Here is a 23,352-nt window from a genome sequence, read left to right as displayed (position 1 = left end):
ATCAGTAACACGGTCCGTTATGTCCGTTTGGCTCGCGATTACTCACATCGTCTTCACGCCGGGCGCCGTATGCTTCACAGCATGTCCACCACTGTTGAACCCTCCTCCGAGCGATCGGCTGCCGAGGTCAACGAGGAGATCCGAGCCCTGTGGCTCCGGTCGGGCGGGACACTGAGCGTCGAGCAGCGCGCGGAGTACCAGCGGCTCGTCATGGAGTGGGCCACCGCGGCCCCGGAGTCCGTGACCGCCGCCTGACCGGCGCCCGGGCTCCTCGCCGTCCCGGCCGCCCCCGGCAGCCCGCACGGGCCGGACCTCGTACCGGCCTCCGTCAGCCCCACGTCGCCGAGTAGTGCCGCCGGTACGCCTTGCGGTCCTGCTCCGCCCGGATCCACCGCGTGGCCACCAGCGCCACCAGGCTGCCCGCGACGATCAGCAGCCCCGGGCCGACGTTGCGGGGGTCCGCGAGCCGGGCGAGCAGGGGCGACCCGCCGACACCCGTCGCGGGCGCCGACGCCCCCGGGGCCGCGGCGCCCGGTGACGCGGTTGCCGAGGTGCCCGCGGCGGTGCCCTGCCGTCCGGAGCCGATGAGCCGGACCCCGAGCGACTCCATGGCCTCCGGCAGCGGCTGGAAGAACGTGGTGCCGCCCTTGGCGCAGTCACCGCTGCCGCCCGAGGTGACACCGAGCGCGACGCCCTCGGAGAACATCGGCCCACCGCTGTCCCCGGGCTCGGCGCACACATCGGTCTCGATCAGGCCGGTGACCGTGCCCTCCGGATAGTTGACCGTCGCGTCCAGCGCCGTCACCCGGCCGTCGCGCAGCCCACTGGTGCTCCCGCTGCGGAACACCCGCTGCCCGACCGCCGGTTCACCCGTCCCCGTGATCCGTACCCCCTTGCCGTCGCCGACCGCCACCACGTCGGCGCCGTCGCCCGCCTTGCCGTTCGCGTACTCGACCAGGGAGAAGTCGTCCCCGGGGAAGCTTCCGGCCACCGTCGTGCCGACCTGCCGGTCACCCCGGCCGTCGCCGAACCAGACGGAGCCCGTCGGCCCGCAGTGGCCCGCGGTCAGGATGAAGTCGCTCGTGCCGTTGGTCACGTTGAACCCCGCCGAGCAGCGCCCCGCCGTGGACAGGATCGGCTCCGCCCCGTTCAGCCGGGTGCTGAAGATGCCCTCCGTGCGCTCCATGCGGACGAACCCGCCGATGCCCTGAGCGACGCCCGTCAGCCGCGACCAGTCGGACCCGGAGACCGTGCGGTCGCCGCGCACCACCACCTCGTTCGACCGGTAGTCCAGCGCCCAGGCCGTACCGGACACCCGGGGGGCCGCACGCAGCGTCGAGGCCGCCGACCTCAGCTCGGACATGCTGTGCCGCACCCGCTTCGCCACGGCCCCCGCCCGCCGCACCGCCTCGGCCGCGCGCTCGTCCGTGACGGCCACCACCGGCCGCCCGTCGGAGCCGACCCAGTGACCCGCCGTGCGGTCGGTGCCGAGCCGGGAGACGAGGCCGGCGCCCGCGCCGGAGGCGCTCTGGGCGAGGGTGCGCGGTGCGGCGGACGCGTCGGGGGGCTCGCTCGCCACGGCCCGGGTGACCATCGTCCCCCCGAGCAGCAGTCCGCCGACCGCCGCCAGCCGTGCCACTCGCCGGACGATGCGTCGTCGTGCGTGCCTCATGCGTGCGCTCCCGAAACCGACCGCGCGGCGTCGCCGCCGCGGGGGCCTCCGGACGTCGAGCGCCCCCCTCCCATACGGCGGCGGGAACGTCCGTGTTCACCGGGCGGGCGTCCGGTTCCCCGCGCCGCCGCGGCGACCTATCTTGGCCCCATGACCAGCATCCCGTGGGACCAGTCCGGTGAACCGAACCCCCTGCGCGCGCTCACGCCGGACCAGCTGCGCCGGCGTACCAGCATGAAGTGGCGCACCTACCCCGCGGACGTGCTGCCGCTGTGGGTGGCCGAGATGGACGTGCCGCTCGCCGGACCCGTCGTGCGCGCCGTGACGCGGGCCATGGAACTCGGCGACACCGGCTACCCCGTCGGCACCGCCTACGCCGAGGCCCTCGCCGCCTTCGCCGGCAAGCGGTGGGGCTGGGACGACCTGGCGGTGGAACGCACGGCGATCGTGCCCGACGTGATGCTGGGCGTCGTCGAGATGCTCAAGCTCGTCACCGGGCCCGGCGACCCGGTGATCGTCAACCCGCCGGTGTACCCGCCGTTCTACCAGTTCGTCACCCACCTGGACCGGCGCGTGGTCGAGTCGCCGCTCGGTCCGGACCTGCGGATCGACCTCGGCGTGCTGGAGGAGGAGTTCCGGCGGGCCGTCACGGGCGGCGGCCGGGCGGCCTTCCTGCTGTGCAGCCCGCACAACCCGACCGGCACCGTCCACACCGCCGGCGAGCTGGCGGCCGTCGCCGCCCTCGCGGAGCGGTACGGCGTCCGGGTCGTCGCCGACGAGATCCACGCCCCGGTCGTCACCGCCCCCGACACGCGGTTCGTGCCCTACCTGAGCGTGCCCGGCGCCGAGCGCGGCCTCTCGCTGATGTCGGCGTCCAAGGGCTGGAACCTGGCCGGCCTCAAGGCGGCCCTGGCCGTCGCAGGACCCGGTGCCGCCGACGACCTGGCGCGGATGCCCGAGGAGGTCGGTCACGGGCCGAGTCACGTCGGCGTCCTCGCCCACACCGCCGCCCTGCGCGACGGCACCGCCTGGCTGGACGCCGTGCTCACCGGACTCGACGAGAACCGGCGGCTGCTCACCGGCCTGCTCGCCGAGCGGCTCCCGGGTGTCGTCCACCGCCCCGGGGACGCGACCTACCTGGCCTGGCTCGACTGCCGCGCCCTCGGCCTCGGTGACGACCCGGCGGCGGTCTTCCTCGACCGGGGCCGGGTGGCCCTCAGCTCCGGCATCCCCTTCGGCAGCGGCGGGGCGGGGCACGTACGGCTCAACCTGGCGACCTCGCCGGAGGTGCTCACGGAGGCGGTGCGCAGGATGGCGTCGGTCCTGGAGTGAGCGCGGGCGGCGCCGGGCGCCGGCGCGGGGGCGCCTAGACTTCCCGGCATGGACGACGACGCGTCACTGGACCGGCTCGGCTCCGGCAAGTACCTGCTGGTCACCACGTACCGGAAGAACGGCACCCCGGTCGCCACCCCGGTGTGGGTCGTGCGGGACGGTGACGCGCTCGGCGTCTGGACGGTGGCCGACTCCTGGAAGGTCAAGCGCGTGCGCAACCGCGCCGACGTCCTGGTGGGCCCCTGCGACGTGCGCGGCAGGCCGACCGGCGCCCAGGTCCCGGGAACGGCGGAGATCTGCGACCCGGCCACCACCGCCCGCTACCGGCGGCTGCTCGCCCGCAAGTACGGCGTCGTCGGCCGGCTCACCCTCCTCGGCAGCCGGTTGCGCAGAGGGCTCGACGGCACCCTGGGCATCCGCATCACGCTCACGCCCGGGCCGGCTTCCGGAAACTGACCGGCCCTCAGGTCCAGGCCCGGTACGGCTCGTCGACCAGCTGGAAGACCGGCTCGCCGCGCACCGGGTCCTTGGCCGTGGACAGCCGCACCCGGTCGCCGCTGTGGATGCCGATGAGCGGACCCATGACCCGGCCGCGCAGCACGAAACCCTCGGCCATCTCGATGAGGGAGACATTGCGCGCGGCGGGGGTGTTGCGGTGCACCACCGTGGCGTGGCGCACCGTCCCCGTGCCCTCGCTGCGCTCCGTCCGCAGCTCGCTGCCGCGGCAGACCGGGCACAGCACCCGGTGGTACATGGCGGTGCCGCACCAGGTGCAGCGCTGGTAGAAGACGGCCTCGGTGTCCGCGGTCCGGCTCTCGGCCTTCGGGTCGAGCAGGCCCGTCGCGGGGCCGGCTGCCTGCTGAGCGACGTTTCCTGAGTGGTACACGCTGGTCAACTCCCTGCACTCGGGCCGGAATCCCGCGTGCGCGGTCACCGGGCACGCGTGTGCGCGGCTCACCGTGCCACCGTGCACGGACCACAGCGTATGGCACTCAGTGTCACTCGTAAAGGCACTCGGTACCCCGGATTGCCGTGAGCGGGCGAGTGTGCGAGCCGTGGTCTCCCGGCCGCCTCCCCACCGTCAGTCGCGCCCGAACGCGTCCTCGATCTCCCGCAGTACCTGCCACAGGGGCGTCCCGCGGCGCGCCGCCACCACCACGACGTCCTCGGGCGAGGTGCCGCGCGGCGGCACGGGCACGTCGCCGAAGGCGGACTGCGCGTACGCCAGCGCGTGGTCCACCGCGGCACCCGCGTCGTCGCGGCCGTCCGAACGCAGCCAGGACCGCAGGGCGTTGTTGTGCGCCGCGACCACGGCGGCCGCGATGACGTCGGCGCGCAGGATCCCGTCCGGGCGTCCGCCCAGCCGCCCGCGCAGGTACTCGGCGAGGGCGCGCTCATAGCGCCACACCACCGACAACTCGTAGGCGCGCAGCCCGGGGACCTGCTTGGTGAGGCGGTAGCGCTGGACGGAGAACGCCGGGTTCTCGGCGTACATGCGCAGCACCAGCCGGGCCGCGTCGCACACCCGCCGCACCGGGTCGGCGTCCTCGGGGGAGCGGGCCAGGAACGCCTCCATGTCGGTCAGGCACCGCTCGTGGTCGGGGAAGACCACGTCCTCCTTGGACGGGAAGTACCGGAAGAAGGAGCGCCGTCCGACGCCGGCGAGGGTCACGATGTCGTCCACGGTGGTCTGTTCGTACCCCCGCTCGAGGAACAGCCGGAACGCCGCCGAGACCAGCGCCTCCCGCATCGGTGGCCGGACCTCCGCCGGGTCCGTCCCGTCCCCGCGGCGGGGAGCCGCGCTGCTGGTGCTCATGAAGGGGAACGTAGCAGCCCGCCGAGGTGGATGGCACTCAGTGCAGTAATGGGAGGGAACTGAGTGCGCTTGCCTGCATCTGACTGCGTCTGACCGCACCCGCCACCTCGCCACACCCGTCGCATACGATCACTTCCGATCAGCCCCGGAGGAGTCCCGTATGCCGTTCGCCCGCCCCCGCATCCTGTACGTCACCGACCTGGCCTACGAGGCGCGCGGGCGGCGCTACTGCGACGAGGACATCTACCTGACCGCGCGGCTGCGCGAGGAGTTCGACCTGGGCCTGTGCCACCCCCGGGACGCCGCCGCTCTGCTGGACGCCTTCGACGCCGTCGTCGTCCGCAACAGCGGGCCCGTGCTGGAGTACAAGGCCGCGTACGACGCCTTCCGCGAGCGCGCGGCCGAGCGCGGGACGCGCGTCTACAACCAGCTCACCGGCAGGGCCGACATGATCGGCAAGCAGTACCTGCCCGACCTCACCGCCGCGGGCTTCCCGGTCATCCCCACCGTCGACCGCGCCGAGGACCTGCACCGGCTGCCCGTCGCCGACGAGTACGTCGTCAAGCCCAGGCTCGGCGCCGACTCGGCGGGCCTGAGGATCGTCCCCGCGGGCCGCGTCCCCGACGCACTGGCCGGAAACGGGGACCTGCTCGTCCAGCCGCGCGTCGACTTCGTCTACGAGGTCTCCTTCTACTTCGTCGACCACGACTACCAGTACGCCCTCCACGCGCCGCACCCCGACCGCCGCTGGCAACTGGAGCCGTACGACGCCACCGTGGCCGACCTCGGCTTCGCACGGCGGTTCATCGAGTGGAACGGCATCGACCACGGCATCCAGCGCGTCGACGCCTGCCGCGCCCCCGACGGCGAGCTGCTGCTGGTCGAGCTGGAGGACCTCAACCCCTACCTGTCCCTGGACGCCCTCGACGAGCCGGCCCGCGACGCCTTCGTCACCGCCCTGCGCACGGCCCTGCGGCGCCTGCTCACCACCTGAGCCGCCCCGGCGGCCCAGGCCCTGTCGTCACATTCCCACCTGCCCGGCGACGCCATGCGCGCACTCTCGCCGCACCGGGGCGCCGACCACGTACCACCAGTACGCCGGTCGACGCCCGGCACTCCCCCAGCCTCCGGCCGGGGGACCCCCAGAGCACGCACCTGACGCCGCCGGGCCCGCCCTTCGGGCGGACGACGGGAATGTGACGACAGGGCCTAGCATGGCGGCCATGGACGTGTTCCTGGACCGGCTCGACCCGGACATGTGCGTCGTCACGGCCGCCGCGGACGGAGAACGGGCCGGCTGTCTGGTCGGTTTCTCCTCGCAGTGCTCCATCCGGCCCGTGCGGTACGCCGTGTGGATCTCCGACGTCAACCGGACCTTCCGCGTCGCACGGTCCGCCGATCTCCTGGCGGTCCACCTGCTGGCCCGCGACCAACGCGGGACCGCCGAGCTGTTCGGCGGGCGGTCCGGCGACGACGTGGACAAGTTCCGGCGGGTCCGCTGGCGGGAGGCGTACGGCGGGGCCCCCGTACTGGAGGACGCCGAGGCGTGGTTCGTCGGCCGGGTCGTGGAGCGGATGCCGGGGGGCGACCACGTCGGTTTCGTCCTCGAGCCGGTCGAGTGGGGCGGGCGAGGGAAGACTTTTGACGGCCCGCTGCTGCGGCTCGCCGACGCCCGCACCATCCGGCCCGGGCACCCGGTGGACTGAGGTGCGCCGCCGGCCGGTCAGCGTCCGGCCGCGCCCCGCTCGGCCAGCGCCTCGGTGACGGCCCGTACGCTGCGCGCGATGTGCTGCAACTGGAGCACCTCCGCCGCGTACAGCTTGATGGTGTGCTCGATGGCCGCCTCGTGCAGGCCGAGCCGCGGCAGGTCCGCCCGGGCGGTCTGCAGCGCGGTGCGGGCCACCCGGATCTCCTGCTGGACCTGGAGCTGCGCATGGCGGGCGAGCAGCACCGGGTGCCGGATCAGGGCCGGATAGCCGGCGTAGCGCGCCGGGACCAGCTCGCGCAGCCACCTGGTGGCCGAGCGTTCCCAGTCGTAGCTGCCGGGGGCCTTGACCTGGCAGGGCCAGTCCGGGCTGATGCGCGTGGTCGTCAGGGGCATGATCATCGCTTCCGGGTGTGCGGCGTCGAGGGGGTGGGCGACGGGTGGGGGCGGTCCCGGTCCAGGGGACGACCGGGACCGCCGCGGGCGCTCGCGCAGGCGATGCCCGCTCCGGAACACCCGGTGCGCCGGAGCGGGTAGGAGTCGGCGGCCGAGATGTTCGCGGCAGGTGCGGACGCGTTCCGGGGCGGCCGGGTCGCGATCCGTGAGCAGTATTTATATATGCCTTCCGGTTTGCAAGACGTATGAAAACATTCATGCCTGCTTTGACGGGGGATGACCCCCTCTGCGCCGCCCCGTCGCCGGGCGGCTCAGTCGCGCAGGAAGAACTGGTGCTGGTCCGCGACCTGCTCGTACTCCTCCAGCCGCGCCTGCGTCCGCTCGGGATCGGCGTCGGTCATGGCCTGCAGCAGTGCCGCGCACATCACGCCCGGCGCCGCGTAGGAGTCGAAGACGAGCCGGGAGCCCGTGCCGGTGGCGAAGGTGACGTCGGCCTCGTCCACGACGGGGCCGAGCGCGAGGTCGGTGATCAGCGCCACCTTCAGCCCGGCGCCGCGCGCCACGCGTACGGCGCCCAGGGTCTCCTGGGCGTGCCGGGGCATGGAGAAGGCAAGTACCCAGGTGCCGCCCGCCTCCCGGGACTGGAGCAGGGCGTCGTAGGCGACCGTGCCGCCCCGGGTGACCAGGCGCACGTCGGGATGGACCCGGCGGGCCGCGTAGGCGAAGTACTCGGCGAGCGAGACGGAGATGCGCAGCCCGAGGACGGTCAGCGGCGCCGAGGCGGCCAGCTTGCGGCCGACGTCGATCACCCGGTCCGCGTCGGCGAAGTCGCGCCGCAGGTTCTCCAGGTTCTCGATCTCGGCGTCCACGGCCGCCTGCAACTCGTTCCCCTGGTACTCCTCGGCCGCGGACCCGCCCCGGCCGCCCAGCGCGATCGCCTGGAGTTGCTCCCGCAACGCCGGGTAGCCGCTGAAGCCGACCGCCGAGGCGAACCGCGTGACCGAGGGCTGGCTCACGCCCACCCGGTCGGCCAGGTCGGTGATCGACAGGAACGCCGCCTCGGTGAGGTGCTCGATGAGGTACTGCGCGATGCGCCGCTGCCCCGGGGAGAGGCGGGGCCGGTCGAAGAGCGTCCTGAGCCGGGAGGTGGGGGAGATCTCCGACTCCGGGGCGGCCCGTCCCGAGGTGATCGCCGACGCCTGTGCACGTGCCTGCTGCGGCGATGGCACGGGTGCGCCTCCCTTGTCTCCCATGTCTCCCACGGAGGTCAACATAACCCACCCCCCGCACCCGGCAGAGCGGACCGCCGCGCCCCGAGGGACCTCACCGCACCCCCACCCGGAGGGGCCTCACCGCGTCCCCGGACGGCACCGCGCCGCATCACCCCCGGTCGGGGATAGCACCGCGTCGCCCGGGAACCCGGCGTCACGGAAGGACCCCCAGACACGGACGAGGAGCCGACGTCATGACCGTCCCGGAAGAGAACCGGCCGAAGACCGACACCACCGACGACGTCCTCGGCCGGCGCCGGCGCGAGCGCGAGGAGGACGAACCCCGTCCGCCGGGCGGCACCGGCCGGACCCTGCGCGAGGCCCTCGAAGAGGCCCACGTCCGCCCCGACGACTTCGACGAGGAGTGACCGCGTCACCCAGGAGCTGAGGGCGCGGACCCCCGGGCGTCCGGCACCGCCTGGGCCGGTACCACCAGGTCGGCCCGGTGCCGGGTGGCGGCGACCAGGTCGGCGTTGCGCTGGTCGGGGCCGAGTGCCCACGCGGCCGCGTCCTCGGGGGACTTGCCGAAGCGCTCGTGCCGCGCCACGAGGCGTCTGACGCGCTCCGGCTCCTCCAGCCCGCAGAACCACACCTCGTCGAGGCAGGACCGCACCCGCGCCCAGGGCCCGCTCTCCAGCAGCAGGTAGTTGCCCTCCGTCACGACCAGCCGGGCCGAGGGCGGCACCGGCACGGCCCCGGCGAGCGGCTGCTCCAGCACCCGTTCGAAACCGGGCGCGTAGACGACGTCGTCGTACCGCTTGGCGCGCAGCCGCTCCAGCAGCGCCGCGTACCCGGCGGCGTCGAAGGTGTCCGGCGCGCCCTTGCGGTCCCGGCGGCCCAGCCGGTCCAGTTCCGCGTCGGCGAGGTGGAAGCCGTCCATCGGCACGTGCGCCACCCACGGTTCGCCCGTGCCGTTCAGCTCCCGCACCAGGGACTCGGCGAGAGTCGACTTCCCCGCGCCGGGACTGCCCGCGATGCCCAGGATCGCGCGCCGTCCGGGACGGGGGAGTCGGCGGGCACGGGCGAGCAGATCCTGGAAAGTCAGCGGCACACCGCACAGTGTGTCACCTGATCGGACCCGCCCCGGCGGGGAACTGTGGGGGTATGACGACGCAGCTCGGACTTCCCGACGACATCCAGGCCTGCCTCTTCGACCTCGACGGGGTCGTCACCCGGACGGCCGTGGTGCACGCCGCCGCCTGGAAGGAGACGTTCGACGCCTTCCTGCGCGAGCGGGACGGCACGGACTTCCGGCCCTTCACCGACTCCGACTACGACCAGTACGTCGACGGCCGCCCCCGTGCCGACGGCGTCCGCTCCTTCCTCGCCTCCCGAGGCGTCGAACTGCCCGAGGGCACCCCCGACGACCCACCGGACGCGCGGACCGTCAACGGCGTCGGCAACCGCAAGAACGAGCTCCTCCTGGAGAAGATCCGCACCGACGGCGTGGAGCCCTACGAGGGCACGCTGCGTTACATCGACGCCGTCCGCGGCGCCGGACTCGCCACCGCGATCGTCTCCTCCAGCGCCAACACCCGGGACGTGCTGCACTCCATCGACGCCGAGCGGCTGTTCGACGTGCGGATCGACGGCGTCGTGGCCCGGGAGAGGAAACTGCCGGGCAAACCACACCCCGACACCTTCCTGGCCGCCGCCCGCGACCTCGGCGTCGAACCGTCCCGCGCCGCCGTCTTCGAGGACGCGCTGGCCGGCATGGACGCCGGCCGCTCCGGACACTTCGGCTACGTCGTCGGCGTCGACCGCGTCGGCCAGACCGACGCCCTCTACGCCCACGGCGCCGACCGCGTCGTTAAGGACCTCGCCGAGCTGGGGGGCCACGCGTGATCACCAACCGGACGTACACCGTGGAGCCCTGGCGGGTGCGCGAGACGGCGCTCAACCTCGACCTGCTCGCCCAGAGCGAGTCCGTGTTCGCCCTGTCCAACGGGCACGTCGGCTGGCGCGGCAACCTCGACGAGGGCGAACCGCACGGCCTTCCCGGCAGCTACCTCAACGGCGTCTACGAACTCCACCCGCTGCCCTACGCCGAGGCGGGCTACGGCTATCCGGAGTCGGGCCAGACCGTCATCAACGTCACCAACGGCAAGCTGCTGCGGCTGCTGGTCGACGACGAGCCCTTCGACCTGCGCTACGGACGGCTCGGCAAGCACGAACGCACCCTGGACCTCAGGCGCGGTGTGCTGGAGCGCACCTGCGAGTGGACCTCGCCGGCCGGTACGACCGTCCGGGTGCGCTCCACCCGCCTGGTCTCCCTCACCCAGCGCGCCATCGCCGCCGTGGAGTACGAGGTGGAGCCCGTCGACAGCCGCACCCGGATCGTCATCCAGTCCGAACTGGTCACCAACGAGAGCCTGCCCAGCGCCGACGGCGACCCCCGGGCGGCCCAGGCGCTGCAGTCCCCGCTGGAACCGGAGGAGAACCTGGCCATCGGCTCCCGGCTGCGTCTGGTCCACCGCACCCGGCGCAGCGGCCTGAGGGTCGCGGTGGCCGCCGACCACGTGGTCGACGCGCCCGGTGAGATCACCACCAGCAGCGAGAGCAACACGGACGTGTCCCGCCTGACCATCACCTCCGTCCTGGACCCGGGCCAGCGGCTGCGGGTGCAGAAGACCGTCGCCCACGGCTGGTCCGGCACCCGCTCCAGGCCCGCGATGAGCGACCAGGTCGAGGCCGCGCTGGCCGCCGCCGCCCACGGCGGCTGGGACGGACTCGTGGCCGAACAGCGGGACTACCTCGACGACTTCTGGGCCCGCGCGGACGTCGAGGTGCACGGCGACGAGGAGATCCAGCAGGCGGTCCGCTTCGCCCTGTTCCACGTGCTGCAGGCCGGCGCCCGCGCCGAGCAGCGCGCGATTCCGGCCAAGGGACTGACCGGCTCCGGATACGACGGCCACGCGTTCTGGGACACCGAGATGTTCGTGCTGCCCGTCCTCACCTACACCGCGCCCAAGGCGGTCGCCGAGGCGCTGCGCTGGCGCCAGGCCACCCTGCCCGCCGCCCGCGACCGCGCCACCCAGCTCGGGCTGCGCGGCGCCGCCTTCCCCTGGCGGACCATCGACGGCTCGGAGGGCTCCGCGTACTGGCCCGCCGGCACGGCGGCGTTCCACGTGGCCGCCGACATCGCGCACGCCGCGGTGCGCTACACGGCGGCGACCGGCGACACCGACTTCGAACGCGAGACCGCTCTCGAACTCCTGGTGGAGACGGCCCGCCTGTGGCGCTCGCTGGGCCACCACGACCCCCACGGCGTCTTCCACATCGACGGCGTCACGGGACCGGACGAGTACAGCGCCGTCGTCGACGACAACACGTACACCAACCTCATGGCGCGCTCCAACCTGCTCGCCGCCGCCGACGCGTGCGAACGCCACCCGGAGGAGGCGACCCGGCTGGGCGTCGACGAGGAGGAGAGCGCCACCTGGCGGGACGCCGCCGAGGCCGTGCACATCCCCTACAACGAGGAGATCGGCGTCCACGAACAGCACGCCGGCTTCACCCGCCACCAGCGCTGGGACTTCGCCGGCACCGGCGCCGACCAGTACCCGCTGATGCTGCACTTCCCGTACTTCGACATCTACCGCAAGCAGGTCGTCAAGCAGTCCGACCTCGTGCTCGCCATGTACACCTGCGGCAGCTGGTTCGACGCCCACTGCGACGAGGACCAGATGGCCGCCAACTTCGCCTACTACGAGCCGCTGACCGTACGGGACTCCTCGCTGTCCGCGTGCTGCCAGGCCGTCGTCGCCGCCCAGACCGGCCACCTGCGCCTCGCCTACGACTACGCCACCGAGGCCGCCCTGATGGACCTCGCGGACCTGGAGCACAACACCCGCGACGGACTGCACATCGCCTCCCTGGCCGGTACGTGGATGGCGCTGGTCGCCGGATTCGGCGGCACCCGGCGGGAGGGCGACAGCCTGCGCTTCACGCCCCGCCTGCCCGAGAAGTTCAGCCGCCTCGCCTTCCGGCTCCAGTTCCGCGGCCGGTGCCTGCAGGTGGAGATCGGTCCCGACCGGGCGTCGTACTCGCTGCTGGCCGGGCCGCCCCTGACGATCCATCACCACGGGACCGAGGCACACGTGACCGGGGACGGGCCCGTCACCCTCGGCATCTCCGCGCCCAAGTGGCGTCCCACGCCCGAACAGCCCCCGCACCGCCGCCCCGGCGTCATCGAGCGGTCGGTCCCGGACGACGGATGAGTCCGCGCGACTGGCCGAGTTCCGCCCTGCGTATCAGTGGCGCGCGGGTTAGTTTGATCATGTTTTCCGGGATTTCGGGCTCACCCGGTTCCGGGCTCCAGCCACAGGCGGCAGGAGGTGAAGGACGAGACACCCCGCGACGAGCGGGGGTGAGGGGTGCACGATGGCCGACGGCGCGAACGCAATTCTCGTCGGCGGACGCGGACGCGGCGGCGAGGCGGCGGGGACGCCCGGCACCCCCCGGCGGCTGCGCGGCGACGCGCCGGTCGCGGTGGTCGCCGCCGTCTTCGTCCTGGCCCAACTGGTCTTCGTACACCCCTCGATGGGCCTCGGCTGGGACGAGATCGTGTACGTCAGCCAGGTCACCACCCACCACCCCGCCGCTTTCTTCAGCGCACCGCGCTCCCGGGGAGTCTCCCTGCTGGCGGCACCCGTCGCCTCCTGGTCGGCCTCCACCGAACTCCTGCGCGTCTACCTCGCCGTCCTCTCGGGCCTTGGCCTGTACCTCGCCCTGCGCGCCTGGAAGGGCCTGTTCCCGACCCGCGTCCTCGCCACGGCCGGGGCGTTCTTCGCCACCCTGTGGGTGACCCTCTTCTACGGCCCGCAGGCCATGCCCAACTACTGGGTCGCGATCGGCGCCCTCGTCACCGTGGGCTGCGCCCTGCGCGCCCTGGGGGCAGGGAGGGGCCGCGCCGGCCGGGGCGCCCTGTGGGGGGTGGCCGCCGGGGCCGTGCTCATGGCGCTGATGCGGCCCACCGACGCGGTCTGGGTGGCCCTGCCCCTGCTGGTCCTCGTCCTCGCGCGCCGCCACTGGCCGCTGCTGCCGGCCCTGGCGGGAGGTCTCGCGGCCGGGGGAGTGGAGTGGGCGATCGAGGCGTACGCCTGGTACGGCGGCCTCGGGGAGCGGCTGTCCCGGGCCTCGGAGATCCAGGGCGGCCTCGGCTGGAACATCGCCGTCGACGACCAGATGCGCAGCCTGGGCGGACGGGGCCTGTGCCGGCCGTGCACCGGAGTGATGCCGCACCCGGTCGTCACCCTGTGGTGGCTGCTCCTCCCGGTCGTCGCCGTCCTCGGCACGGTCGTCGCGGTCCGGGCCCGCCGCGCCACCGCCACACTGCTCCCGCTGGCCTGCGCCGTCACGGCCGCGGTGCCGTACCTGTTCATGATCGGCTACGCGGCGCCCCGCTTCCTGCAGCCCGCCTACGCCCTGCTCGCCGTCCCGGTCGCCGACGCGCTGTGGCACCTGGTCAAGGCCGGGCGGGACCGGTGGCGGCCGGTGGCGGCGACGCTGGTCGCGCTCGCGGTGACCGGGCACCTCGCGGTCCAGTTCTCGGTGCTCGTGGGCACCGTGGACCGCAACGTCGAGAGCCGCGAGGACTGGGCCAGGGTCGCCGACGAACTGCACCGGCTCGGGGTCGGTCCGCCCTGCCTGCTCACCGAGCACGAGTCCATCCCGGTCGGCTACTACACGGGCTGCTCCTCCGGCGCCACCAGCGGCAACAACGAGAACACCACCGCCGCCGAGATCGTGGACACCGCCCGGCGCATCCCGGTCGCCGCCCTCACCGGCCCCGGCGGCACCCCGCCCGCCTACGCCCGCGACTGGGCGACGTATCGCGTCACCGACCTGGAGATCCGGATCGCACCCCCGGGTTAAAGATCGCGTATCGGGAAACGCGAACCGGACAGCCAGACGAACGAGCCGACGCAGCGCGAGAGGGAGGCAGCGATGGGCACGGACCCGATGGCCGACGACGCCTACCAGCCCACCGGAACCAACGAGGAGCAGGAGGACGCCGCGCCCCTCGACCTCCAGGACGCCGTCGACGAGCGGACCTACGACGACACGCTCGACGAGGGCTACTCCCCGCCGGAGAAGCCCCTGGGCGTGACCAAGCACGGCACCACGGCCGCCGAGCAGCACGACGGCGAGACCCTCGACGAACGGCTGGCCGAGGAGGTGCCGGACGTGTCGGTGCCCGACGGGGACGGCGTCGGCGACGAACCCGACGGCGAGGGCGAACCGGTCGACCCGGAGGCGGGCACCGACCGGGCCGGCCGTCTGGTCGCCCCCGACGAGGGCGTACGCACCGACACCACCAAGGAGAGCGTCGCGGAGGATGTCGGCATCGACGGCGGGGCCGCGGGCGCCGAGGAGGCCGCGGTGCATGTCGTGGAGGACGAGACGGAGCTGCCGGAGTCCTAGGACCCTGAATGCCGGGAGCCCCGGACGGACGACGTCGTCCGTCCGGGGCTCCCGGCATTCAGGGCAGCAGCTTGTCGAGGGCCGACGGGCCCTCCTCCGCCAGCTTGCGCCTGGCCCACTCCAGGCTTTCCGGGGTGACGTCCCGGCCGGCCGCCAGGACCAGGTCCTCCGGGGACACGTCCGTCCCGGTGCGGGCGTGGAGCAGGTCGTCCGGAGTGGCGCGGTCGTCGTCCGCGCGGGCTTCGGAGGGTCGGGAGGCGTCGGGCTGTGACATCGACATGATCAGTGCTCCTCGGATCCGGGTCGCTGCTTCGGTCCCGTGCTGTGGTCGGTCGTGCTGTTGTCGGTCCCGAATATCCCGATAACACCATTCAATGCCGAACCGGCCCGCGCATCCGGAGCGCCGGCGGCGAAGGGGCGAGCACCAGCATCGTCACGTCGTCCTGCACGTCCGGGCTGAAGCGCGCGAGGTCCGCCCAGACCAGGTCGGGGAGGGCGGCGGAGTCCTCGCCGACGAGGGTGCGCAGCCGCTCCGCCAGCGGGTAGAACGCGCCGCTGTCGTCCCTCGCCTCGACCACTCCGTCGGAGGCGAGGAAGAGCCGGTCGCCGGGGCGCAGCGACACCGTGCACGCCTCGATCGACCCGGCGTCCGCGAGGCCCAGCCCGAGCGGTGTCCACGGCGACACCTCCAGCTCCGTGGCATCCGCGCCCCGCAGCAGCAGGGGCGGCGGGTTGCCGCAGACGACGACGCGCACCTCCAGGGCGTCGGCGGAGAACTCCAGCAGCGCGGCCGTCGCGAACAGCTCGGCGTGCCGCGCGTCCGCCGAGTCCACCAGCAGCCTGCGGTCCAGCCGCCCCGCCACCGACGCCAGGTCCGGCTGGTCGAGCACCGCCTCCCGGAACGCCCCCAGCAGCGAGGCGACCGTCGACACCGCCGACAGGCCGTGCCCCTGCACGTCACCCATCACCACCCGTACGCCGAAGGGGCCGTCCCGCACGTCGAAGAAGTCGCCCCCGACCAGCGTCCCGCGCTGCGCCGCCCGGTACAGCCCCGTGCAGCGCACCGCCCCCACCCGCTCGGGCAGCGGCGGCGCGACGGCACGCTGCGCGGCCTCGGCGACCGTGCGCTCCAGGCCCAGCTGGGCGTCGCGGCGACTGCGTACGAAGGACACGAAGACGCTGAGTACCGCGACGAAGACGATGGTCAGCAGGTCGGCGTCGCCCGGCCGGTCGAGCCGGAGGGCCGGGATGTGCAGCAGCGCGATCACCACACCGCCCAGCACGGCGGTCGCCAGCGGGCCGTAGGACAGCACGGCCAGCGGCGGGATGGCACCCAGCAGGAACCCGATCTCCAGGGGCTCGTCGCTGAGCAGGGTGGCCGCGCAGATCGCCGCGACGAGGGCCGGCGGCAGCACCCGCACCCAGCGGGGCGGCGGCGCCCCGCTCAGCCAGCTCCGCCGGTCCTCGCCCCGGCGCGGCTGCGGGACGGACACCTTTCGCACACCCCTACGCTCCTACGCCGCCGCGCCGTCCGCATGTGGAGAGGCGGCGGGCGGACGACCCCGGACGGGCCCGGACGGGTCCTAGAAGGCGCCGAGCGTCAGCCGGAAGCCGGTGGGCGCCGTGTCCTGGATGTAGGAGGCGAAGTCGGCCACGTCGTCGAAGGCGAAGCCGTAAGCCCTGCCGTCCTCGGTGGCCGCGTGCACCGCCTTCGCATAGTGGTTGGTCAGCGCGGTCCCGTAGAACGCCGCGGGGTCGGTCGTGGGCTGGTCGGCCGAGGAGACCAGCGTGGAGCGGTTGAACCCGGCGCCGAGGACCGCGGCGACCGGACCGGTCGTGCCGTCGTTGGGCGCGGCGAGATCGCCGTCGCAGAACAGCACGTCCCGGGTCGACGGCTTGGCGAAGGACACCTGGGCGGGCCCGTCGAACGTCAGCCGGTCCCCGCGCACCCGGCCGGTGAAGGTCCCGGCGTTGGTGGTGATCCTCAGGTCCTTTCCGGTGTAGGTGCTCCACACCTCGTCGACGTACGGGGCGAGGTAGTCCTTGGGGAACAGACCGGCGTCAAGACCGTGGCCGGGGGCGATCACCCGGGTGTCGTCCACGACCAGCGGCGCGAACTCCTCCACCTTCCGCACCGCCTCGAAGACGGCCGCCCGGCCACCCGGACGCACGGTGCCGGTGGTCTGGTCGTCGGCGCCGGTCAGCCTGATGGCGAGGGGCACGCTGAACATGTCGACCATGGTGGTGTTGCAGAACATCCCGGCGGAGTTGTAGGTGAACTCCGCGCAGTCGTGCAGCACCCCGTAGTTCGGGTCGGACTCGACCCAGCCCGCCGGGTACTGCAGCGCGGCGTTTCCCGCGCCGTCCGCGACGACCTTGAACTTCAGCTTCTCGCCCAGGGACACGTAGATCCGGCCGGAGAGGTGCGGCAGGCTCAGCTCGGTCTCGCCGCTGCCGGCGAGGCCGATCGCGTAGTCGGTGTAGCCGTCGGCGCCGTTGTCGGAGAGGGACACGGGGGCGACGGTGCCGTCGGGGGTGACGCGCACCTGGCGGCCGTCCACGTTGCCGACGATGTAGACGTGCACGTCGGCGTTGCCGAAGGAGCCGGTGCCGTTGACGATCGTCAGCGGCAGGGCGCCTGCGGCCTCGGGGGCCGGGCCGTCCGAGCCGACGCCCGCGAGGGCGTGCGGGGCGACGGCGGCGGCGACCGGTGCGGCCACGACCGCTCCGCCGAGGGCGACGAGCAGCTTGCGGCGGGCGAGCGGACGCTGGTGACGAGGAGTCATGTGGGGGGTCTCCAGTGATCGGGGCCTGACAGAGCCTGAGAGCGCTCTCACGCGGTGCGGCGATGGTACGCAGCACGGCCTGCCCGGCCAACCGTCCGCATCCTGCTCCAAACCCGTTGCCCCAGTTGGGACTTGGGGTGCGGGCGAGTCGCGCAGGGAACGCTTAACCGGTGTTTAAGGCGCGCTTAATCGGCGGCGCGAGGCGGTGTCGGCCGATCGCGGGGGCCGGATGACATGCTGGCCCCTCGGTTACAGGCGGCGAGGGCGCGGCGGAGGCGGTATGGGATTCGAGGGCGAGGTCTGGCACGTGCGGCGGGCGCCGGACGCCGGTCGGGTGTCCGACGCGGAGTCCGGCGACATCGGGGAGATCCTGATCGACGACGCCGACTTCCCCTGGCTGTCCGGCCGGTTCCGCGCGGGTCCGGCCTACGGCGCCGTCCGCGATCTGTTCGCCCGTGAACTCGCCCTCGCGGAAGCGGACGACACGGAGCACCGGGCGCGGTGGGAGGCCGCCTACGCCGAGATCGAACGGCGGGTGCGGCTGGTGTCGCCCGACGGCCCGGTGGCCGAGTTCCTGCTGCACATCAAGGGCGACCGGGCCTGGTTCCGGTGGAGTGACGAACCCTTCGGGGCGACTCGGCAAGCCAGTACGTAGGTACGTCAGGACGTCAGCAGGCCCTCGGCCTCGGCGAGGATCTCGGTGACCCGCAGCCCGAACGCGGCGTCGCACGGATGCGGGCGCCCGCCACCGGCAGCGGCGAGCAGCGCGTCCGCGGCCCGACGCAACGCGGGCACCGGACCGTCCGTGGTCTCCGGGAGCAGCGTCACCCCGGCCCGGCCGCGCAGCTCCACCGTGGCGCCCGCCGCCGCGGGCGGCGCCGTCAGGCTGAGCGTGAGCGTGCTGGAGGCCCCGCCCGTGTGGTCGAGCACCAGGTGGACGGTGTCCCCGGGGCCCGGTGCGGCCGCCGCCACGCGCCGGGCGTCACCGAGGACCGGCAGCAGTACGGACAGGGCATGCGGTCCCACGTCCCACAGGGCGCCCTTCTCGCGCCGCCAGGGCGAGGCGGCGAACGGGCTGTCGCCGCCGTCCCCGAACACGGCACCCAGCCACTGCGCCCGTGCGGTGAACCAGCCGTCCGCGGCGGCCTGTTCGGTGATCCACGCCTCCGTCTCGGGCTGGAACCGGGTGGTGAAGAAGACCGCCGAGGCGACGTCCGCCGCCCGTACCGCCTCCACCACGGCCCGCCCCTGCGCCACCGTCGCCGCGAGCGGCTTGTCGAGCAGCAGATGGCACCCCGCCCGCGCCGCGCGCACCGCCAGGTCGGCCTGCACGGCCGGGGGCAGCGCGACGGCGACGGCCTCCACGTCGGCCAGCAGGGCGTCGACGTCGTCGTAGGCCCGCGTGCCGTGCCGCTCCGCCAGCTCCTTGGCGGCGTCCGGGCGGCGGCCCCACACCCCCACGAAATCCAGGTCGCCGTGCCCGGCCAGGGCGGGGGCGTGCGCCATGTCCGCCCAGGGGCCGGTGCCGAGCAGTCCGATGCGCATCCCGTCGCCTCTCCACGGTGCCGACCCGATGACGGGCCCGCCGACGATCCTCCGACGACCGGCGCACGACAGCCCGGCCGAGGTCGAGCGTGCCACATGGGCGGGGGTGCGGACAGGGCGGAGGGTGTCCGGCAGCAGAGGCGGCAGGGCGTTACCGGCCTCCGCGTCGGCAGCGTGATGCGCCCGCGCTCCGGAAGGCCGCCCCCGTCGTACGAGACCGGTGAAATTGCCGATCCCCCCGCCCGTCCCGCCGCCCGACAGTGGCAACGCCAACCCATCGGCGAGGCCCGCCCGGCGGATGTCCCGGGACGCGACCCCACGCGTTCCGGGCCGTGTGCGATCACCGGGCGGCCGGCTCGCCACGACCGAGAGGACCACCCCTCGTGCAGCAGAACCCCCACACCCACGCCGCCCCCGGGGCCGCACGCCCCGCCTTCCGCGGTGCCCGGCGGCGACTCGCCGGCGTGACGGCCGCCGCGGCCGCGATGGTCGCGCTCGGCGCCCTCACCGGCCCGGGCGCCCAGGCCGCCGACAACCCGTACGAGCGCGGCCCGGCACCCACCGAGTCAAGCATCGAGGCACTGCGCGGCCCCTACTCCGTGGCCGACACCAGCGTCTCCTCCCTCGCGGTCACCGGATTCGGCGGCGGCACCATCTACTACCCGACCAGCACGAGCGACGGCACGTTCGGCGCCGTCGTGATCGCGCCGGGGTTCACCGCGTACCAGTCCTCCATCGCCTGGCTCGGGCCGCGGCTGGCCTCCCAGGGCTTCGTCGTGTTCACCATCGACACCAACACCACGCTGGACCAGCCCGACTCCCGCGGGCGCCAACTGCTGGCCGCCCTGGACTACCTCACCGAGCGCAGCTCCGTCCGCGGCCGGATCGACAGCAGCCGACTCGGCGTCATGGGCCACTCCATGGGCGGCGGCGGCACCCTGGAGGCCGCCAAGTCCCGGCCGTCGATCCAGGCCGCGATCCCCCTCACCCCCTGGAACCTGGACAAGAGTTGGCCCGAGGTCAGCACCCCGACGCTGATCGTGGGGGCCGACGGCGACACGATCGCCCCCGTGGCCTCGCACGCCGAGCCGTTCTACTCGGGCCTGCCCTCCGCGACCGACCGGGCCTATCTGGAGCTGAACAACGCGACCCACTTCTCGCCCAACACGTCCAACACGACGATCGCGAAGTACAGCGTTTCCTGGCTCAAGCGGTTCATCGACAACGACACCCGCTACGAGCAGTTCCTGTGCCCGCTGCCCCGGCCGAGCCTGACGATCGAGGAGTACCGGGGCAACTGCCCGCACGGTTCCTGATCTCCGGTCCGCTGTGCCGGCGCACGACCGGGCCCGGGGCCGGTTGGGCGCCGGCACAGTGCGCGTGCCGCCCGCCCGGGCGTGGGCGGACCGGTGCCTTCCGCCTCAGGTTACGCGCGCGTAACCTCCCGGGAATGACCGGAGAGACGACCGTACCCACGGCCGGGCGGATCCACGGCCGAAGCGCACAACGCAAGGCGCTGCGCGCGCTGTTGGACGCGCTGCCCCGCCACGGCGGCCCACTCCTCCTGGCCGGCGAACCCGGGCTCGGCCGCACCGCCCTGCTCCAGTGGGCCGCCCGCTCCTTCCGGGCCGGTCCCGTACTCCACCTCGGCCCCGCCCCCGACATGAGCGCGCACGGCACCGCGGAACAACTCCTCGACACCCTGCGGGCGGCAGCTGCCGAGGCGCCGGTACTCGTGTGTGCGGACGACGCCCACCTGTGGGACGCCCCGGCACGGACGGCGCTCGGCCGCGCGGCCCGGCGCCTGCGCACCGCCGACCGGGTCGGCCTGCTGCTCACCGTCGCCTCGGACCGCGCCGTCGACCCGGAGTTCGCCCGGCTGCCCGTCGTCCACCTGGACCCGCTGGCCCCGTCGAGGGCCGCCGCCCTGCTCGACGACGTGACCGACGGCGCCGCCGCCCCGGCCGTCCGCGAGCAACTCCTCGCGGAGGCGGAGGGGAACCCGGCCCTCCTCGTCGCCCTCGTGCGCCGCCTGTCACCCGCCGAACTGCGCGGACACCGGCCGCTGCCGCACCCGCTGGCCGACGCGACCGCCCTCGCCGAGGCCGCGGGCGGCGTGCCGAGCGGCCCGTCCGCCCACGCGCGGGACCTGCTGCTGACGGTGGCGGCGGCCGGACAGGCCGCGGACGGCGCGGACGTCGACGCCGGTCTGGTCCACGACGCGCTGCGGCGCCTGCGGCCGGAAGCGGGACCCGGCCCCCGGGCGGAACCGCTGCCCGGGCAACTCGTCCTGGCCGGCGACCGGCTCCGCTTCCGCAGTCCGCTGGTCCGCCGTACGGTGCACGCCACCGCCGCTCCGGAGCGGCGCCGCGCCGTGCACCGCGCGCTGGCCGACGTGCTGGAGGGCGGTGGCCACCGGCTCACGTGTCTGCTGCACCGCTCGTGGTCCCTGGGCGGCGGCCCGGACTCCGCGCCCGGGCCGGCGGACCGGCTCGCGGCGGTGGCGGCGGACCGGCTCGCGCTGGTGGCGGCCGACGGCGCGGTGCCCGCCTCGCACCGGCTGCGCGCGACCGCGTACGCCCGGGCCGCCGAGCTGACGGCCGACGGTGTGCGGCGGGCCGAGCGGTACACCGCCGCGGCCGAGCAGGCCCTGCTCGCCGGGCGCCCCGAACGGGCCCGCCCCCTGCTCGCCGCGGCTCGTGACCGCACCGCCCCCGCCGCCGTACGGGGGCGGGCCGAACTGGTGCGCGGCGTGACGGAACTGAGGGACGGTCCGGTCGGCGACGCCCACCAGTCCCTGCTGCTGGCCGCGTCCCTGCTCGCCGCGGACGCGCCCGCCGACGCCGCGACCGCCGCACTGGCCGCCGCCGACGCGGCCTGGGCGGCGGGCGACCTGCCGGCGTGCCTGGCCACGCTCGCCCCCGAACCGCCGCCTCGGGCCGAGAACCCGGCACCCGGGACCGACGGGCCCGCCGCCGCCCGTGGTCCCGCGGCGCCCACTTCGCGCACGGCTGCCGTCGTACATGACCACCGCGTCGGCATGCGGGCGCTGCTCGAAGGACGGCTCGACCGGGCCGGGACCCCGCTAGGGCAGGTCGTGGAGCGGGGCAGGACCGAGGAACGGCCGGAGGCGCTGCTGCGGTCGGCGGCGGCCGCGCTGCTGCTCGGGGACGTGGACGCGGCCCGCAGCGGCGGGGCCCGGGCCCTGGCCGCCGCGCGGCAGCTCGGGTCGGACGCGCTGGTGCCGCAGGCGCTGGAGTACCTCGCCTACGCCGAACTGCGCGCCGGCCGCCACCCGCAGGCCCGTACCCACGCGGAGGAGGGGCTGCGCACCGCACTGCGGGCCGGACAGCGCAACACGGCGGCCCACCACCGGGCGGTACTGGCGCTCGCCGCGTCGATCGAGGAGGAGCCGGACGTCGTGTCCCGGCACGTCACGGCCGCGCTGGACACGGCCCGCCGGCACGGACTGGCCCAGGCGGCCACCCTCGCCCAGTGGGCGGCGGCCCGCGCCGACCTCGGCCGGGGGCGCCCCTTCGACGCCGCCGACCGGCTCGGACTCCTGGTCCTGCCCGGGCCCGGGCGGGGCCACTTCGCGGTGTGGCGGCTGGCCGTGCCCTGCTTCGTGGAGGCCGCGGTGCTCGCCGGACGCCACGAGGACGCCCGTACGGTGCTCACGGACTTCGCCGACTGGGCGGCGTTCGGCGCCGACCCGCAGGCCGCCGCCCAACTGGCCCGCTGCCACGCCCTCCTCGCCCCCGCGGAGCACGCCGACGACCTCTACCGCCGCGCCCTCGACCGGCACGACGAGGCGGGCGGCGACTTCGAGCGGGCCCGCACCGTGCTGCTGTACGGCAAGTGGCTGCGCCGGCGCCGCAGACCGCGCGAGGCCCGCGGCCGGCTCGGTACCGCGCTGGCCGGCTTCGAGCGCTGCGGCGCCGGTGTCTGGGCCGCACAGGCGCGCGACGAACTCCGCGCCCTCGGGGCGGCCCCGCAGCAGGGCACCGACGCCGCTGCGCCGACCCGGCTCGGCCGTCTCACCCCGCAGCAACTGCGCATCGCGCGGCACGTCGCCGAGGGCGCCACCAACCGCGAGGTCGCGCTGGCCCTCGGCGTGAGCACCCGCACCGTCGACTACCACCTGCGCAAGGTCTTCGCCGCCCTCGGCGTACGGTCCCGCCTGGAGCTGGCCCGCCTGGTGGGCCAGGCCGAACAGGCCCGGGAGGTTCAGGGGGCCAGAGAGGCCCGCCGGGCCGGGCACCACGAAAAGACCGGTGCACAACACTAGGGACCGACCGGACGGTATGCCATCCTTCGGGGCAGGACGAGTCAGGGGGCAGGCCCGGCGCGGCGGGACGGCCCGTCGCGGCGCGGCACCTCCACCAGCCCTGCCCCGGGGAGGA

The 23,352-nt window shown here is 74.4% G+C and carries 23 protein-coding genes; 13 read left to right on the top strand and 10 right to left on the bottom strand.

All coding sequences use genetic code 11. The annotated features are described in order from the left end of the window. Positions 1 to 69 precede the first annotated feature (69 nt). A complete protein-coding gene (locus ACZ56V_RS24485) occupies positions 70 to 255 on the top strand; it encodes a hypothetical protein (protein WP_356372657.1) in 186 nt (61 codons plus the stop codon). 73 nt (positions 256 to 328) lie between these two features. Here the strand turns inward: ACZ56V_RS24485 and ACZ56V_RS24480 are convergent, their stop codons facing one another. Then, the gene (locus ACZ56V_RS24480) at positions 329 to 1,672 is read right to left on the bottom strand and encodes a S1 family peptidase (RefSeq protein ID WP_468945203.1); all 1,344 of its coding nucleotides are present in this window, start codon (positions 1,670 to 1,672) and stop codon (positions 329 to 331) included. Positions 1,673 to 1,822: 150 nt separating this feature from the next. On the opposite strand from ACZ56V_RS24480, the gene ACZ56V_RS24475 reads away from it, so the two are divergent. Next, positions 1,823 to 3,004 carry a MalY/PatB family protein gene (locus tag ACZ56V_RS24475; RefSeq protein WP_468945200.1) on the top strand — a complete coding sequence of 394 codons (1,182 nt, stop codon included), beginning with the start codon at positions 1,823 to 1,825 and terminating at the stop codon, positions 3,002 to 3,004. Positions 3,005 to 3,052: 48 nt separating this feature from the next. Continuing rightward, positions 3,053 to 3,460, top strand: a complete 408-nt coding sequence (locus ACZ56V_RS24470) for a PPOX class F420-dependent oxidoreductase (protein ID WP_467379875.1) — start codon at positions 3,053 to 3,055, stop codon at positions 3,458 to 3,460. A 7-nt stretch (positions 3,461 to 3,467) separates the two neighbouring features. On the opposite strand, the gene ACZ56V_RS24465 is transcribed toward ACZ56V_RS24470, so the two are convergent. After that, a complete protein-coding gene (locus tag ACZ56V_RS24465; protein ID WP_467379877.1) occupies positions 3,468 to 3,890 on the bottom strand; it encodes a Zn-ribbon domain-containing OB-fold protein in 423 nt (140 codons plus the stop codon). 195 nt (positions 3,891 to 4,085) lie between these two features. Next, a complete protein-coding gene (locus ACZ56V_RS24460; RefSeq protein ID WP_467379878.1) occupies positions 4,086 to 4,820 on the bottom strand; it encodes a TetR family transcriptional regulator in 735 nt (244 codons plus the stop codon). 160 nt (positions 4,821 to 4,980) lie between these two features. Here ACZ56V_RS24460 and ACZ56V_RS24455 point away from each other — a divergent pair, with 160 nt between their 5' ends. Both ACZ56V_RS24455 and ACZ56V_RS24450 read left to right on the top strand, forming a co-directional pair. Then, positions 4,981 to 5,814 carry an ATP-grasp domain-containing protein gene (locus ACZ56V_RS24455; RefSeq protein ID WP_468945195.1) on the top strand — a complete coding sequence of 278 codons (834 nt, stop codon included), beginning with the start codon at positions 4,981 to 4,983 and terminating at the stop codon, positions 5,812 to 5,814. A 220-nt stretch (positions 5,815 to 6,034) separates the two neighbouring features. Further along, on the top strand, positions 6,035 to 6,526 hold the full coding sequence (locus ACZ56V_RS24450) for a flavin reductase family protein (RefSeq protein ID WP_398908443.1): 492 nt from the start codon (positions 6,035 to 6,037) through the stop codon (positions 6,524 to 6,526). Positions 6,527 to 6,543: 17 nt separating this feature from the next. Here ACZ56V_RS24450 and ACZ56V_RS24445 read toward each other — a convergent pair whose 3' ends face one another. Both ACZ56V_RS24445 and ACZ56V_RS24440 read right to left on the bottom strand, forming a co-directional pair. Continuing rightward, positions 6,544 to 6,927, bottom strand: coding sequence for a hypothetical protein (locus tag ACZ56V_RS24445; RefSeq protein ID WP_356372515.1), 384 nt, complete (start codon positions 6,925 to 6,927; stop codon positions 6,544 to 6,546). 305 nt (positions 6,928 to 7,232) lie between these two features. Further along, entirely contained in the window at positions 7,233 to 8,150 is a 918-nt protein-coding gene (locus ACZ56V_RS24440; RefSeq protein WP_398908448.1) for a MurR/RpiR family transcriptional regulator, read from the bottom strand. 236 nt (positions 8,151 to 8,386) lie between these two features. Here ACZ56V_RS24440 and ACZ56V_RS24435 point away from each other — a divergent pair, with 236 nt between their 5' ends. Beyond that, on the top strand, positions 8,387 to 8,560 hold the full coding sequence (locus ACZ56V_RS24435) for a hypothetical protein (protein WP_167307139.1): 174 nt from the start codon (positions 8,387 to 8,389) through the stop codon (positions 8,558 to 8,560). A gap of 5 nt (positions 8,561 to 8,565) precedes the next feature. Here ACZ56V_RS24435 and ACZ56V_RS24430 read toward each other — a convergent pair whose 3' ends face one another. Continuing rightward, positions 8,566 to 9,243 carry a nucleoside/nucleotide kinase family protein gene (locus ACZ56V_RS24430; protein ID WP_467379884.1) on the bottom strand — a complete coding sequence of 226 codons (678 nt, stop codon included), beginning with the start codon at positions 9,241 to 9,243 and terminating at the stop codon, positions 8,566 to 8,568. A 53-nt stretch (positions 9,244 to 9,296) separates the two neighbouring features. Here ACZ56V_RS24430 and ACZ56V_RS24425 point away from each other — a divergent pair, with 53 nt between their 5' ends. The 4 genes from ACZ56V_RS24425 to ACZ56V_RS24410 all read left to right on the top strand — a co-directional run bounded on the left by ACZ56V_RS24425 (position 9,297) and on the right by ACZ56V_RS24410 (position 14,618). Then, positions 9,297 to 10,037 carry a beta-phosphoglucomutase family hydrolase gene (locus ACZ56V_RS24425; RefSeq protein ID WP_356372509.1) on the top strand — a complete coding sequence of 247 codons (741 nt, stop codon included), beginning with the start codon at positions 9,297 to 9,299 and terminating at the stop codon, positions 10,035 to 10,037. Then, entirely contained in the window at positions 10,034 to 12,412 is a 2,379-nt protein-coding gene (locus tag ACZ56V_RS24420; RefSeq protein WP_467379886.1) for a glycoside hydrolase family 65 protein, read from the top strand. The genes ACZ56V_RS24425 and ACZ56V_RS24420 overlap by 4 nt, the downstream gene beginning before the upstream one ends. Positions 12,413 to 12,575: 163 nt before the next feature. Then, a complete protein-coding gene (locus ACZ56V_RS24415) occupies positions 12,576 to 14,069 on the top strand; it encodes a hypothetical protein (RefSeq protein WP_468945188.1) in 1,494 nt (497 codons plus the stop codon). 72 nt (positions 14,070 to 14,141) lie between these two features. Further along, on the top strand, positions 14,142 to 14,618 hold the full coding sequence (locus tag ACZ56V_RS24410) for a DUF5709 domain-containing protein (protein ID WP_398908456.1): 477 nt from the start codon (positions 14,142 to 14,144) through the stop codon (positions 14,616 to 14,618). 58 nt (positions 14,619 to 14,676) lie between these two features. On the opposite strand, the gene ACZ56V_RS24405 is transcribed toward ACZ56V_RS24410, so the two are convergent. From ACZ56V_RS24405 to ACZ56V_RS24395, 3 genes are all read right to left on the bottom strand, one after another. Beyond that, positions 14,677 to 14,898: a hypothetical protein gene (locus ACZ56V_RS24405; RefSeq protein WP_104635345.1), complete on the bottom strand. Its 222-nt coding sequence runs from the start codon at positions 14,896 to 14,898 to the stop codon at positions 14,677 to 14,679. Positions 14,899 to 14,989: 91 nt separating this feature from the next. Beyond that, positions 14,990 to 16,120, bottom strand: a complete 1,131-nt coding sequence (locus ACZ56V_RS24400) for a PP2C family protein-serine/threonine phosphatase (protein ID WP_468945183.1) — start codon at positions 16,118 to 16,120, stop codon at positions 14,990 to 14,992. Between the two features lie 81 nt (positions 16,121 to 16,201). Further along, entirely contained in the window at positions 16,202 to 17,404 is a 1,203-nt protein-coding gene (locus tag ACZ56V_RS24395; RefSeq protein WP_468945180.1) for a glycoside hydrolase family 64 protein, read from the bottom strand. 280 nt (positions 17,405 to 17,684) lie between these two features. On the opposite strand from ACZ56V_RS24395, the gene ACZ56V_RS24390 reads away from it, so the two are divergent. After that, positions 17,685 to 18,059: a hypothetical protein gene (locus ACZ56V_RS24390; RefSeq protein WP_398908462.1), complete on the top strand. Its 375-nt coding sequence runs from the start codon at positions 17,685 to 17,687 to the stop codon at positions 18,057 to 18,059. 5 nt (positions 18,060 to 18,064) lie between these two features. Here ACZ56V_RS24390 and ACZ56V_RS24385 read toward each other — a convergent pair whose 3' ends face one another. Then, the gene (locus ACZ56V_RS24385; RefSeq protein WP_467379894.1) at positions 18,065 to 18,949 is read right to left on the bottom strand and encodes a Gfo/Idh/MocA family protein; all 885 of its coding nucleotides are present in this window, start codon (positions 18,947 to 18,949) and stop codon (positions 18,065 to 18,067) included. Positions 18,950 to 19,332: 383 nt separating this feature from the next. Between ACZ56V_RS24385 and bdeA the strand changes: the two genes are divergently transcribed. Together bdeA and ACZ56V_RS24375 are read left to right on the top strand one after the other, a co-directional pair. After that, a complete protein-coding gene (gene bdeA / locus ACZ56V_RS24380) occupies positions 19,333 to 20,265 on the top strand; it encodes a bis(hydroxyethyl) terephthalate hydrolase (RefSeq protein WP_398908466.1) in 933 nt (310 codons plus the stop codon). Positions 20,266 to 20,399: 134 nt separating this feature from the next. Further along, positions 20,400 to 23,237 carry a helix-turn-helix transcriptional regulator gene (locus tag ACZ56V_RS24375; RefSeq protein ID WP_468945174.1) on the top strand — a complete coding sequence of 946 codons (2,838 nt, stop codon included), beginning with the start codon at positions 20,400 to 20,402 and terminating at the stop codon, positions 23,235 to 23,237. The last annotated feature ends 115 nt before the right edge of the window (positions 23,238 to 23,352 follow it).

This window comes from Streptomyces sp. NPDC034099, assembly GCF_055575415.1.
Note: the sequence above shows the minus strand (reverse complement) of the source record. Positions and strands in the feature narration are given on the sequence as shown.

What these genes read in the sequence shown, in the direction of transcription:
- ACZ56V_RS24485 (WP_356372657.1), top strand. Translation starts at nt 70, where the DNA reads ATGCTTCACAGCATGTCCACCACTGTTGAACCCTCCTCCGAGCGATCG.
- ACZ56V_RS24480 (WP_468945203.1), bottom strand. Translation starts at nt 1,672, where the DNA reads ATGAGGCACGCACGACGACGCATCGTCCGGCGAGTGGCACGGCTGGCG.
- ACZ56V_RS24475 (WP_468945200.1), top strand. Translation starts at nt 1,823, where the DNA reads ATGACCAGCATCCCGTGGGACCAGTCCGGTGAACCGAACCCCCTGCGC.
- ACZ56V_RS24470 (WP_467379875.1), top strand. Translation starts at nt 3,053, where the DNA reads ATGGACGACGACGCGTCACTGGACCGGCTCGGCTCCGGCAAGTACCTG.
- ACZ56V_RS24460 (WP_467379878.1), bottom strand. Translation starts at nt 4,820, where the DNA reads ATGAGCACCAGCAGCGCGGCTCCCCGCCGCGGGGACGGGACGGACCCG.
- ACZ56V_RS24455 (WP_468945195.1), top strand. Translation starts at nt 4,981, where the DNA reads ATGCCGTTCGCCCGCCCCCGCATCCTGTACGTCACCGACCTGGCCTAC.
- ACZ56V_RS24450 (WP_398908443.1), top strand. Translation starts at nt 6,035, where the DNA reads ATGGCGGCCATGGACGTGTTCCTGGACCGGCTCGACCCGGACATGTGC.
- ACZ56V_RS24445 (WP_356372515.1), bottom strand. Translation starts at nt 6,927, where the DNA reads ATGATCATGCCCCTGACGACCACGCGCATCAGCCCGGACTGGCCCTGC.
- ACZ56V_RS24435 (WP_167307139.1), top strand. Translation starts at nt 8,387, where the DNA reads ATGACCGTCCCGGAAGAGAACCGGCCGAAGACCGACACCACCGACGAC.
- ACZ56V_RS24425 (WP_356372509.1), top strand. Translation starts at nt 9,297, where the DNA reads ATGACGACGCAGCTCGGACTTCCCGACGACATCCAGGCCTGCCTCTTC.
- ACZ56V_RS24415 (WP_468945188.1), top strand. Translation starts at nt 12,576, where the DNA reads ATGGCCGACGGCGCGAACGCAATTCTCGTCGGCGGACGCGGACGCGGC.
- ACZ56V_RS24410 (WP_398908456.1), top strand. Translation starts at nt 14,142, where the DNA reads ATGGGCACGGACCCGATGGCCGACGACGCCTACCAGCCCACCGGAACC.
- ACZ56V_RS24405 (WP_104635345.1), bottom strand. Translation starts at nt 14,898, where the DNA reads ATGTCGATGTCACAGCCCGACGCCTCCCGACCCTCCGAAGCCCGCGCG.
- ACZ56V_RS24395 (WP_468945180.1), bottom strand. Translation starts at nt 17,404, where the DNA reads ATGACTCCTCGTCACCAGCGTCCGCTCGCCCGCCGCAAGCTGCTCGTC.
- ACZ56V_RS24390 (WP_398908462.1), top strand. Translation starts at nt 17,685, where the DNA reads ATGGGATTCGAGGGCGAGGTCTGGCACGTGCGGCGGGCGCCGGACGCC.
- ACZ56V_RS24385 (WP_467379894.1), bottom strand. Translation starts at nt 18,949, where the DNA reads ATGCGCATCGGACTGCTCGGCACCGGCCCCTGGGCGGACATGGCGCAC.
- ACZ56V_RS24375 (WP_468945174.1), top strand. Translation starts at nt 20,400, where the DNA reads ATGACCGGAGAGACGACCGTACCCACGGCCGGGCGGATCCACGGCCGA.